Genomic DNA, 11,801 nt, shown 5'->3' with positions numbered 1-11,801 from the left:
ATAAGAAAGAGAATCGCCGTATTTCAAGGGAAAGAATTTTGATTGAGAATATCAATGCTAAAATCAAAACCTTTAAGTGTATGGCTCAGAAATATCGTAATCGAAGAAAGAGGCACTTACTTCGGGCCTCCTTAATTTGTGGTATTATCAATTTCGAAATTTAATTTCGGGAGAAGTCTATTATCTTTTATCATCAGAAATAGCTTTAAGACTTTCGCGTAAAATAAATTTGCCAGATAAAACAATGCGTGCGGGCATGAATTCTTTTTCGCTCATAATTTTTTTGCAGAGGTGGGTGACCCAGTAAACCATTTGGTCAATGTCAATTCTTAGTGTTGTGAGTGAGGGGGTTAAAAATTCCGCCATTTCTAAATCGTCAAAGCTACAAATTGAGATGTCATTTGGCACGGCAATCTTGTTTTCGGCTAGTCGTCGGATAATGCCTAAGGCAAGTAGGTCAGAACCTGCGATTATCAAACTTGGGAGTGGCTTATTTTGGGACAATAATTTTCCTGTTTCTTCATAGCCAGATTGAGCATACCACCCCTCGCCAATGAAAAGTTGCTTGAAGTGACTTAAATTGTGTGTCAACATCCATTCTTCGTAAGCGCGGTCACGTTCTCCTAATTCATGAGAAACTGTTTCGTTTTTAATGCCTAAGCGTGCGTTTTTTCCAGTAATAAAAGTAATGTTTTCGTGGCCTAAACTTGCCGCATAATCAAGCATATTTTTCATTTCTTGGTACAGATTGACCGAAACAGAAGAATAATGATCGGCGCAATGATGGTCATCAACGATGATTAAATGTGGATTGAGCTGATAAAGTTGTTCGTGAATGCTTTTTTTGATAAAACCAATCACAACAATGCAGTCAACTTGCTTGATTCTCTCCCAATTATGCGCTAGATAAGGCAGGAAAATCATGAAATCAACACAGTATTCTTGCGCTTTAAGAGATTGAATCGTTTTTTCACGAATCTGTCGATAATAAGCATCGTCAGACTCAATTTCGCGTGAAATCGCTGAGATAATACCGACACAACGCCCTTTATTTCGCCCACGATATTTACGAGGGACGTAGTTTAGCTCCTTACAAATCTGATGAATCCGCTCACGTGTTTGTTCGTTAATCGAAAGTGTTGGGTCATTATTTAGGACGCGGGAAACTGTTCCGGGAGAAACAGCAGCTTGTTTTGCAATATCACGAATGTTTACCAATGTTTGCTTTCTCTTTTCTGTCATTTTTTTGTGAAATAAGATATTTTAGTCTTATTATAACATTTGAAAACGCTTTCGTAAAAGGTTTTTTTGACAATAAAAATAAATTTCAAAAAGTACTTGACAAAACAGTTAGTAAACATTTAGTGTTTGTTTATGAGTAAGAAAAAAATTCTTACGAAATTAATTTAAATGGAGGCAGTAGAATGAAATTTACAAAATGGTTGGCAGCGGGTGCGCTTGCTGTGTCATTGTTGACTTTAGGCGCTTGCGGTGCCAAAGATAACAGTAAAAGTGGTGGCGATAATAAAGAGGTCACGCTGAAAATGACAGTTTGGGACAATTTTGAGGCACCAGGCATGGAAAAAATTGCTGAGGCATTTGAAAAGGAAAATCCAAATATTCATGTCAAAGTTGAGATTACGCCTTGGGATCAATATTGGACAAAATTGGAGGTGGCGTCAACTGGTGGAACGGCTGCGGATAATTATCACCATGCACTCAAATGAGTCTTACAAATACATGTCAAATGGTGTTTTGCTCAATCTGGATGAGTTGATTAAATCTGGCGATGTTGATTTGGACAATTATTATGACGGCACGGCTGGTTTATTTAATTATGAAAAGAGTCAATACGGTATTCCAAAAGATGTCAGCACTGTTGCCCTTTGGTATAATAAGACGCTTTTTGATGAAGTGGGGCTTGCTTATCCAGATGAGACTTGGACATGGGAAACTTTTGTTGCTGCTGCTAAAAAATTGACTAATAAAGACAAGGGAATCTACGGCTATGCTGCCTCAAATAACTTGCAAGACGGCTATAACAATTTCATTTTCCAAAATGAAGGGACTATTTTAAATGAAACACAAGATAAGTCAACTTTCAATAATCCCAATACAATCGAGGCTTTGCAATTTTATGGCGATTTGATTAACAAGGAAAAAGTGTCACCAACATTGGCGCAATTAGCCGAAAATGATCCACAAACGATGTTCCAATCTGGTAAAGTTGCGATGATTACGCATGGGTCGTGGATGCCAGGTGTTTTCAAGGATAATGAGTATACTTTGGCAAATGTTGACTGTGCTGTTTTGCCACAAGGAAAAGTTCGAGCTGCAGAGTTAAATGGTTTGGGATATTCTATTTTTGCTAAAACAAAATATCCAGAAGAAGCGAAAAAATTTGTTGCCTTTCTTGCCTCTAAAAAAGGAAATGAGATTCAATCTGAAACAGGGACGGCAATTCCGGCATATAAAGGTTTGGCAGAGGGGTGGGTCAAGGCTTATCCAGAGTTTCAAGTGCAAGCATTTGTTGATGAGCTTGATTATGGTGTGATGCGACCATTTAACGCAACAACGCTTAAATGGGAAAACTTGCAAACTGAGACTTTGAACGAGGCTTTTACGGGTAAAATCACGGTTGAGGCGGCAGCTGAGAAAATTCAAAAAGGAACAGATAAGATTATCAAAGAAAATGACTAATTTTGTTTCGGTTTAAAACTGCGGTTAAATAAGAATATGACGTTTTTATGAGCATTTTTAAAGTGGCGCAGTATTAGAGGAGGGATTATGTTTAAACAACAAAAATATGATAAGCAGCATTTGATTTTTGGTTATTTATTTATCGCACCGACGGCGCTAGGTTTGTTTTTCTTGAATATTTGGCCAGCGATTCAGACTGTTATCTTAAGTTTTCAGCAATCAACAGGTTTTGGGAACACAAAATTTGTTGGTTTGAAAAATTATCATCACTTGCTTGGCGATTCGGAAGTTTGGCAATCGCTTTTCAATACAACACTTTATGTGATTTTATCTGTGCCAGCGATTATCGCTTTGTCATTGATTGTTGCCGTTTTGATGAATCAAAAAATTAAAGGCTTGTCAATTTACAGAACGATTTATTTCTTGCCTGTTGTGGCAGCACCTTCAGCAGTGGCGATGCTTTGGCGTTGGCTTTTCAACTCAGAATATGGCTTGATTAATATACTGTTGAAAAAAATAGGTCTCCCAGCAATTTCATGGATGACTGATCCCAATATTGTGATTACAACGATTGTTATTGTTGGTATTTGGAGTGCGGTTGGCTATAACATGATTCTCTTGTTATCTGGCTTGCAAGAGATTCCCAAAGATTATTATGAGTCGGCAACGATTGATGGGGCGACACCTGTTCAACAATTTTTCAAGATTACCTTACCTTTGGTGACACCGACTTTGTTTTTTGTTGTTGTGACGACGGTTATCGGTGCTTTTCAAGTTTTCGATGTCATTTTCATGATGATTGAACCTGGTTCTGAGGCCATGCTGCATACAGAATCGCTCGCCTATCTTTTCTATAAACATTCTTTTATTTTAAATGATAAAGGTTATGGGTCAGCGATTGTTGTCTTTTTGCTAATGATTATTTTGGCTTTGACGGGCATTCAGATGAAATTGCAGAAAAAATGGGTTAATTATTAGACGAGAGAGGTGTCACAAAAATGACGAAAAAAAATAAAAACTGGTTAGTTCATCTGATTTTGATTGTTGGTGGCTTGACCATGGTTGTCCCATTTATCTGGATGCTGTTGACGGCCTTAAAAACGCCGACAGAATCAACAGCGATTCCGCCTGTGATTTTACCGAGCAAGGCACAATGGGGAAATTTCAGTAAAGTTGCCGACATTTTGCCGTTTATGGCCTTTTATCTCAACACAGGATTAATGGTCGTTGGACGTGTGGTGGGTTCAGTGTTTTTTAGCGCAACCGCTGCTTATGCTTGTGCCCGTTTAAAATTTCCAGGTCGTGATTTGTTCTTTGGCATGGTACTGGTGCAGATGATGATTCCATCACAGATTTTCATTGTGCCGCAGTATCTGATTGTGCAAAAAATCGGTTTGCTTGATTCTGTACCAGCCTTGATTATTCCGGGCATTATTAGTGCTTTTGGGACATTTTTGCTCCGTCAATTCTTTTTGAGTTTGCCTGATGATTTGGAGGAGGCTGCTGTTTTGGACGGCGCGAGTGTTTGGACGATTTTCTTTAAAATCATGCTACCATTGGCACGTTCGGGGCTGATTTCTCTTGCTATTTTCACATCATTGTTTGCTTTTAAGGATTTGATGTGGCCTTTGATTGTCAATAATTCGATTGATAAGATGACTTTGGCGTCTGGTCTAGCCAATCTGCAAGGGCAATACGCGACTAATTATCCGCAACTTATGGCGGGGTCTTTGCTTGCGATTTGGCCGATGATTCTTATTTTCATCATTTTTCAAAAGAAATTTATCCAAGGTATTGCGACAACTGGTGGCAAACTTTAAGATTAGAAAAGGAAACTAAAAAATTTGATACATGTAAACGAGGAAACTTTAGAGTTTCATCTTAAAAATGATAAAATTAGCTATATTTTTCGTGTTATGGAAGAAACGGCTATTATGGAGCAACTGTATTTTGGGGCTAGCATGGCAACTTATGATGCCTATGATTTTCTGATTGAGCGTGAGTCAAGGCCTGGCAATAATCAAGTTGACGGGACACAAATTGTTAATTTGGATGATATTAAACAGGAATTACCTGTTTATGGCACGACTGATTTTCGGCAGCCAGCGCTTGAAATCATTTATCCAACTGGGGATCGCATTAGTCATTTTGCTTATAGTCATTATGACATTCGTCATGGCAAGGAAAAGCTTAAAGGCTTGCCGACTACTTTTGGTAAAAAGGAAGACGTTGACATTTTGGCGATTTTCTTGACAGATCGTTATTCTGATTTGCAAGTTGAAATGCGGTATGCCATTTACAAAGATTTTCCTGTGATAACACGACAAAATATCATCACAAATCTTGGCAGTGAATCACATCAGCTAGAAACTTTTTTAAGTTTGAATCTGGACTTGCCAAATGATAATTTTGAGTGGTTACATTTGCATGGCGCTTGGGCGCGTGAGGCGCAACTTTCGCGTGATAAATTAATCATTGGCACCCAGCAGATTACAAGTACACGTGGGGCGAGTAGTCATGTGCATAATCCTTTTCTGGCGATTTGTCAGCCCGAAACGACTGAAAATCAAGGCTGCGCTTACGGTTTTAGCTTGATTTATAGTGGGAATTTTCTTGCGCAAATTCAGTTGGATACTTATGATGTTGCACGTGTGCAACTTGGCATTAATCCTTTTCAATTTTCATGGGAATTAGCTGAAAACTCAAGTTTTACAACGCCAGAGGCGGTTATGGTTTATAGTGAGCAAGGCTTGAACGGCATGAGCCAAACTTTCCATGAATTTTATAAAACACATCTTATTAATCAAAAATGGGTACACCAAAAACGACCTGTTTTGATTAATAATTGGGAGGCGACTTATTTTGATTTTGATGAAGAAAAAATCCTTAATATTGCAAAGAAAGCTAAAAATTTAGGCGTTGATTTGTTTGTTTTGGACGATGGTTGGTTTGGTAGTCGTGATACGGATAATGGATCGCTTGGCAATTGGACACCAGATTTGCGAAAATTGCCGAACGGCATTGCTGGTTTGGCTAAAAAAATTGTTGCTTTGGACATGCAATTTGGTCTGTGGTTTGAGCCAGAAATGGTGTCAATTGATACACCATTATTTCAAGAACATCCAGACTGGCGCATTGGCAATCCAGATAAAAATATTTCTCATGGGCGCAATCAATTTGTCTTAGATTTCAGTCGGACAGAAGTGGTTGATACGATTTTTGAGCAGATTGATGACATTTTATCGCATGCACCGATTACTTATATCAAATGGGATATGAATCGTTATATTTCAGAAAGTTATTCGAAAGCTTTGGCTAAAGATAATCAAGGCGAACTTTTCCACCGTTATATTTTAGGGGTTTATAACTTGTATGAGAAAATTTTAGCGAAGTATCCCGATTTGCTGATTGAATCTTGCGCAGGTGGTGGCGGTCGTTTTGACCCAGCGATGCTTTATTATGCGCCACAAACTTGGACGAGCGACGGTACAGACGCAATTGAGCGCCTGCGGATTCAGTACGGAACTTCAATGGTTTACCCGCTATCAGCTATGGGTAGTCATGTGTCAGAAGTGCCGAATCATCAAGTTGCGCGCGTGACATCGCTTGCGACTCGGGCAAATGTTGCCATGTTTGGAACATTTGGTTATGAGCTCGATATTACCAATCTTTGTGAAAATGAAAGTGCTGAGATTCGCAAACAGATTACAACTTTTAAAACTTATCAAAAATTGATTCATGACGGTATTTTCTATCGTCTGAAAAATCCTTTTGTGACCAATGAATGTGCTTGGTTAGTTGTCTCAAAAGATAAAAAAGAGGCGCTCCTTGGTTGGTATCAAGTGCTTGCGCAGCCAAATTCTGCTTACCAAAGAATACGTTTAGCAGGACTTGCGCCAGATAAAAATTATCTGATTCGGTCTGAAAATGGGTCAGAAATCCGAAATGGCAAAGATTTGATGCACGTGGGTATTTTCCTAAGCGAGAATTTGATTGGTCGACCAGAATCTGAACAAAATCGCAAAATGTTTGGTGATTTTAATTCGAGACTGTTTTATCTTTGTGAACAGTGATAAACACAAAAATTTCCAAAAATAGCAAAGTCCATTTTCAAGGCTGAATTTGGGCTTTGTTTTTTAAACGGAATGTAAGATAAGAGATAGAACGGAAAAAAATGTATCAACGGCTAAGCTAACATTGCCCCTAGGTGTTTTAGGATACTCATTTAACTATAAAAAAACTGACACTTTTGCTTATTTTTCGTCAATTGTCATCTATGGCTTTGTCTAATTACTTCAGTGACTTTGGTAAAAGCTATAAACAACGTGGCTTAGCGGTTTAACCGTTAAACCATTGACTAAAATTGTCAAGAGTTGCGTTTCGATTTTATTTTGAGTAATCTGAATTTTTAGAGATGCCCTGTACGTTTGCGATTAGTTGTCTGTCTTATCTCAAAATCTTGTGTTTCGTTTTTAGATTTGAAGGTAGTCAGTTTCAGAAAAAAACTCAAAAATAGAAAATTAAGTTTTGGCAAAATTTGCCGAAACTCTTTTTCACTTTCTGTCAAAAAACTTTGACTATTTGTGATATAATGTTTTTACAAGCTATTTTAAAAAGGAAGTGTCTAACGATTATGATGACATTAGTAAATTGCCCGCTCAAGCAAACCTATTTTGTTTCTGAAATTAAGGGCGATAGTGACAGTAAAAAACATTTGCAAAATCTTGGATTGGTCAAAAATGCTCGTGTGGCAATCATGAACCGTGATAAAAATAACGGTGTTGTTCTCATTCATAACTCACGTGTTGCCTTGGATAATGCGATTTTAGCTAATATTTCAGTTGCAAAAGAGCTGATTGGTCATGAAAATATGGCGCAATTATCAGCTGTCAAGCCAGGTCAGACGGCTATGGTCTTGCGCATTTCGGTAGATGAGACGGCTAAGCCTAGTGAGGCAGCACTGAAACGGCGTTTGCTTGATATGGGTGTGACCCGTGGCACGCGTATCTATGTCCGAAAAGTCGCACCATTGGGCGATCCTATGGAGCTACATGTGCGTGGTTATGAGCTGACTTTGCGCAAAAATGAGGCTGAAAAAGTGGAAGTGAGTGTGCTTGATAATGACTGAAAATACAAGATTTGCCCTTGTCGGCAACCCAAATTCTGGCAAAACGACGGCATTTAACTTGCTGACTGGTTCAAACCAATATGTCGGCAATTGGCCTGGTGTGACAGTCGAGCGCAAGTCTGGCAAATACAGCAAGGACAAGCGTTTGACGATTCAAGATTTGCCTGGTATTTACTCGCTGTCGCCTTTTACGCCCGAGGAAAATGTGACGCGCGATTATCTGCTGTCAGATGATTATGATGTTGTTATCAATATCGTCGATGCGACCAATATTGAGCGCAATCTTTATCTGACAACTCAGCTGATTGAGATTGGTAAGCCTGTTGTGATTGCGCTGAATATGACTGATTTATTGGTTAAAAATAACATATTTATTGACACGGAAAAGTTGTCTTATTCGCTAGGTGTGCCTGTTGTTAATATCTCAGCTCTTAAAAATAACGGAATTGAGGAGTTGATTGCCGTCACTAAAAAAGCTTTGCGACCAGAAGTTCATCTCCATTATGACGAGCGTTTTGAGGCAAGTTTGACTGAAATTTCCGCCGTTACACAACTTGTCAATCGTTTTGAGCTGATTAAAATTTTTGAAAATGATGCCAAAATCTTAGAAAAAATCAGTTTGTCTGATGAACAAGCAAACGAAATCGCAGAAATTGTTGCCATTACTGAAAAAATATTTTTAGATGACCGCCAAAGTATCGTTGTCAACGAGCGTTATCAGTATCTGACGAGCCTAGTTGCCATGGTCGAGCGCAAAACGCAAGGCATTCGACTGAATGTCTCCGATAAAATTGACCAATTTGTGACTTCGCGAATTTTCGGTCTCCCATTTTTCCTTTTTGTCATGTGGCTCGTTTACTACATCAGCATTCAAACCGTTGGTGTTATGGGCACGGACTGGGTCAATGAGACACTGTTTGGCGAGATTGTGCCAGATTTTGCTCAGAAGATTTTGGATGCGGCAAATATCGCGCCAATCGGTCAGAGTTTGGTGCTTGACGGTATCATTGGTGGTGTCGGTGCGGTGCTTGGCTTTGTCCCACAAATTTTCGTGCTTTTTATCTGTCTAGGGATTCTCGAAGATTCGGGTTATATGAGCCGCGTGGCATTTGTCATGGACAGAATTTTCCGTCGATTTGGCTTGTCTGGTAAATCGTTCATTCCCATGCTGATTGCGACAGGTTGCGGTATTCCTGGTGTTATGGCATCGCGGACGATTGAAAATGAGCGTGACCGTCGGATTACGATTATGGTCACGACTTTCATGCCTTGCTCGGCAAAATTACCCATTATTGCGTTGGTTGCGGGTGCGCTTTTTCCTGACAATTCGCTAATTGCGCCGAGTGCTTATTTTGTCGGCATTTTCACGATTATTATCAGTGGCATTATGCTCAAAAAGACCAAACTTCTCGGTGGTTCGGTCACACCATTTATCATGGAATTGCCGAATTATCATTTGCCAAAATGGTCGAGCGTTCTGCGCTATGCTTTTGACAAGGGGTTGAGTTTCATCAAGCGTGCGGGGACGATTATTCTTGCGACAACGATTTTGTTGTGGTTTATGATGACTTTTGATTTTCATCTGCACCAAGTTGAAACTGATAAGTCGATTTTGGCTGATTTGGGTCGTCTGATTATGCCGATTTTCGCCCCTCTTGGCTGGACTTCTTGGCAAGCAGCGGTATCAACTTTGACAGGACTTCTCGCCAAGGAAACGCTCGTTTCGACCATGGCGGAGCTTTACCATGCCAAAGGCGGTGCGGCGCTTGACACGGCGATGACTCAGCATTTCACAGCGCTTTCAGCCTACACTTTGCTTTTATTTAACCTTCTATGTGCGCCATGTTTTGCGGCTATTGGTGCGATTTATCGCGAAATGGGCACGGCAAAGTGGACAGGTATTGCCGTTGGTTTCCAGTGTGCCATGGCCTATATTTTCAGTTTTATCGTTTATCAGTTGGGAAATGTTATCGTGACTGGCGAAATGGGTGTCGGTGCTGTACTTGCAATCTTTAGCCTTGTCATCGGCTGTTATGCGCTGTTTAGAAAACCAGTTTATGAGATAAACTTAAAAGAAAGTGTGACGCTATGAATCTTCAGACAATACTTATTTTCGGATTTGCAATTGTTGGAGCAGGACTTGCTTTTTACAAGTATATCAAATCGCATGGCGCTTGTGATGATTGTGGCTGTTCTTGTCCTGTTAAGGATGATATGAAATAGTTTTTAGCAAAAAAATCAAAAATAAATTTTTTTCACTTGACAATCTCTCAGAATAGTCGTACAATAATAACATTGGTAGAAGAAGTAACTAACGTGATGAATTTTCAGGGACTTGTCGGTGATTGCGAGACAAGAGTTCTAGTGAGTGAATGGGCTGCTTTTTAGTAAATTGATTTGAAACGATAAGAATCACGCGAGTGCCCGATATAGCACACGCCCTTGTTTGAGGGTGATGAGATGTAGAGAGGAGTCTAGGCTTTTTCTCTATCAATTGAGGTGGCACCGCGTGTTAAACGTCCTCGACGAGATGATTTATATCATCTTGTCGAGGACTTTTTATATAGAAAAGAGTGTTTGATGACATTAAGAAAAACGATTAACGCAGATCTTATCACGCCGATTTTGGCTTATTTGCGGTTGGATATGACAAGTAAGATTATTTTGGAGTCGATTCCGCGGGAGAAGGAAAATTCGCGGTATTCGATGATTGCCTATAATCCTGTGCATGAAATCAAGTATGAAAATGGTGTGTTGACGGATAATGGTCAGCTCAAATCTGGTGATCCGCTTGATTATTTGGAGCAGTTGACGGTTAAAAATACTGAGAGGTCAGATCTGCCGTTTACCTGTGGTGCTATTGGTTTTGTGAGCTATGACACCATTTCCCTGTATGAAAATATCGGTGAAATTCCGAAAGACGTGATTGGTACACCTGATTTGCATTTCTTCTTATATGAGTCTTATCTGATTTTTGATCATAAAAAAGAGCAGATTACGATTGTTGAGTCTAGTATTTATAGCGGGCGTTCAGTTTATGATACTGAGCTTGCTTTGGCACTGGTTTTGTCCAATCTCACGCGACCGCATAAGGCGGAGTTTGAGACGGTTAAACTTAACAAATTGTCATTTAAATCTAATCTTGCTAAAGTTGAGTTTATGGCAATGGTGGAGAAGGCAAAGACCTATATCAAAAATGGCGATATGTTCCAAATTGTACTCAGTCAGCGATTGACAAGTGAAATTTCGGGTAATCCTTTTGATTATTATCGGAATCTTCGTTTGACAAATCCGTCAAATTATCTGTATTTCTTAGATTTTGGTAATTATCAGATTATGGGGGCAAGTCCCGAGAGTCTGGTGTCTGTCAAAAATGGCGTGGTTACGACCAATCCCATTGCTGGCACACGTCCTCGCGGTCGCAATGAACAGGAAGATGAGGTATTAACAGCGGATCTACTTGCTGATGAGAAAGAGGTCGCAGAACACAGGATGCTGGTCGACCTTGGTCGCAACGATATTGGCAAGATTTCAAAAATTGGCACGGTAACTGTCGCTAAATACATGGAAGTCGAGTATTTTCGCTATGTGATGCACTTGACGAGTGTGGTTAAGGGCGAGCTTTTGGACAGTGTGTCAAGTCTTGATGCTTTACGGTCAACTTTGCCAGCTGGTACGGTGTCGGGTGCGCCGAAGATTCGCGCCATGCAGCGCATTTACGAGCTTGAAAAGACTAAACGTGGCATTTATGCGGGCGCGATTGGTTATCTGTCGAGCAATGCGGATATGGATTTCGCTATTGCTTTGCGGACAATGGTGTTGAAAGACGGCAAGGCGCATGCTCAGGCGGGGGCGGGGATTGTTTTTGACAGTGTGCCTGAAAATGAGTATCAAGAGACGTTGAATAAGGCGAAGGCTATGACTCAGATTGGAGAGAGCGATGATTTTATTAGTTAGAAATTGGTGTTTGAAA

Annotated in this window: 10 protein-coding genes; 9 read left to right on the top strand and 1 reads right to left on the bottom strand. The window is 39.9% G+C overall.

Annotated elements, in window-relative coordinates; genetic code table 11:
* Nucleotides 1-180: 180 nt before the first annotated feature.
* Nucleotides 181-1,242 carry a LacI family DNA-binding transcriptional regulator gene (locus Hs30E_RS03895; protein ID WP_172208127.1) on the bottom strand — a complete coding sequence of 354 codons (1,062 nt, stop codon included), beginning with the start codon at nucleotides 1,240-1,242 and terminating at the stop codon, nucleotides 181-183.
* A gap of 182 nt (nucleotides 1,243-1,424) precedes the next feature.
* Here Hs30E_RS03895 and Hs30E_RS11375 point away from each other — a divergent pair, with 182 nt between their 5' ends.
* The 9 genes from Hs30E_RS11375 (at nucleotide 1,425) to trpE (ending at nucleotide 11,785) form a co-directional block, all read left to right on the top strand.
* Nucleotides 1,425-1,727, top strand: coding sequence for an extracellular solute-binding protein (locus Hs30E_RS11375; protein WP_172208125.1), 303 nt, complete (start codon nucleotides 1,425-1,427; stop codon nucleotides 1,725-1,727).
* A complete protein-coding gene (locus tag Hs30E_RS03885) occupies nucleotides 1,714-2,700 on the top strand; it encodes an ABC transporter substrate-binding protein (protein ID WP_172208123.1) in 987 nt (328 codons plus the stop codon). The genes Hs30E_RS11375 and Hs30E_RS03885 overlap by 14 nt, the downstream gene beginning before the upstream one ends.
* Before the next feature lie 87 nt (nucleotides 2,701-2,787).
* Nucleotides 2,788-3,678: a carbohydrate ABC transporter permease gene (locus tag Hs30E_RS03880; RefSeq protein WP_172208121.1), complete on the top strand. Its 891-nt coding sequence runs from the start codon at nucleotides 2,788-2,790 to the stop codon at nucleotides 3,676-3,678.
* Nucleotides 3,679-3,698: 20 nt separating this feature from the next.
* The gene (locus tag Hs30E_RS03875; protein WP_172208119.1) at nucleotides 3,699-4,520 is read left to right on the top strand and encodes a carbohydrate ABC transporter permease; all 822 of its coding nucleotides are present in this window, start codon (nucleotides 3,699-3,701) and stop codon (nucleotides 4,518-4,520) included.
* A 24-nt stretch (nucleotides 4,521-4,544) separates the two neighbouring features.
* Nucleotides 4,545-6,773, top strand: coding sequence for an alpha-galactosidase (locus Hs30E_RS03870; RefSeq protein WP_172208117.1), 2,229 nt, complete (start codon nucleotides 4,545-4,547; stop codon nucleotides 6,771-6,773).
* Nucleotides 6,774-7,333: 560 nt separating this feature from the next.
* The gene (locus Hs30E_RS03865) at nucleotides 7,334-7,828 is read left to right on the top strand and encodes a FeoA family protein (protein ID WP_172208115.1); all 495 of its coding nucleotides are present in this window, start codon (nucleotides 7,334-7,336) and stop codon (nucleotides 7,826-7,828) included.
* Nucleotides 7,821-9,920: a ferrous iron transport protein B gene (feoB, locus tag Hs30E_RS03860; RefSeq protein ID WP_172208113.1), complete on the top strand. Its 2,100-nt coding sequence runs from the start codon at nucleotides 7,821-7,823 to the stop codon at nucleotides 9,918-9,920. The genes Hs30E_RS03865 and feoB overlap by 8 nt, the downstream gene beginning before the upstream one ends.
* Complete coding sequence (locus tag Hs30E_RS03855; RefSeq protein WP_228461985.1) at nucleotides 9,917-10,051, top strand: FeoB-associated Cys-rich membrane protein; 135 nt, start codon at nucleotides 9,917-9,919, stop codon at nucleotides 10,049-10,051. The genes feoB and Hs30E_RS03855 overlap by 4 nt, the downstream gene beginning before the upstream one ends.
* Nucleotides 10,052-10,408: 357 nt before the next feature.
* Nucleotides 10,409-11,785: an anthranilate synthase component I gene (gene trpE, locus Hs30E_RS03850; RefSeq protein ID WP_172208111.1), complete on the top strand. Its 1,377-nt coding sequence runs from the start codon at nucleotides 10,409-10,411 to the stop codon at nucleotides 11,783-11,785.
* The last annotated feature ends 16 nt before the right edge of the window (nucleotides 11,786-11,801 follow it).

It is taken from the genome of Pseudolactococcus hodotermopsidis, assembly GCF_011170085.1.
In the GTDB taxonomy this organism is placed as follows: domain Bacteria; phylum Bacillota; class Bacilli; order Lactobacillales; family Streptococcaceae; genus Pseudolactococcus; species Pseudolactococcus hodotermopsidis.
This window is presented reverse-complemented; position numbering and strand designations above follow the sequence as displayed.

What these genes read in the sequence shown, in the direction of transcription:
- Hs30E_RS03865 (WP_172208115.1), top strand. Translation starts at nt 7,334, where the DNA reads ATGATGACATTAGTAAATTGCCCGCTCAAGCAAACCTATTTTGTTTCT.
- feoB (WP_172208113.1), top strand. Translation starts at nt 7,821, where the DNA reads ATGACTGAAAATACAAGATTTGCCCTTGTCGGCAACCCAAATTCTGGC.
- Hs30E_RS03895 (WP_172208127.1), bottom strand. Translation starts at nt 1,242, where the DNA reads ATGACAGAAAAGAGAAAGCAAACATTGGTAAACATTCGTGATATTGCA.
- Hs30E_RS03880 (WP_172208121.1), top strand. Translation starts at nt 2,788, where the DNA reads ATGTTTAAACAACAAAAATATGATAAGCAGCATTTGATTTTTGGTTAT.
- Hs30E_RS03885 (WP_172208123.1), top strand. Translation starts at nt 1,714, where the DNA reads ATGCACTCAAATGAGTCTTACAAATACATGTCAAATGGTGTTTTGCTC.
- Hs30E_RS03875 (WP_172208119.1), top strand. Translation starts at nt 3,699, where the DNA reads ATGACGAAAAAAAATAAAAACTGGTTAGTTCATCTGATTTTGATTGTT.
- Hs30E_RS03855 (WP_228461985.1), top strand. Translation starts at nt 9,917, where the DNA reads ATGAATCTTCAGACAATACTTATTTTCGGATTTGCAATTGTTGGAGCA.
- Hs30E_RS11375 (WP_172208125.1), top strand. Translation starts at nt 1,425, where the DNA reads ATGAAATTTACAAAATGGTTGGCAGCGGGTGCGCTTGCTGTGTCATTG.
- trpE (WP_172208111.1), top strand. Translation starts at nt 10,409, where the DNA reads ATGACATTAAGAAAAACGATTAACGCAGATCTTATCACGCCGATTTTG.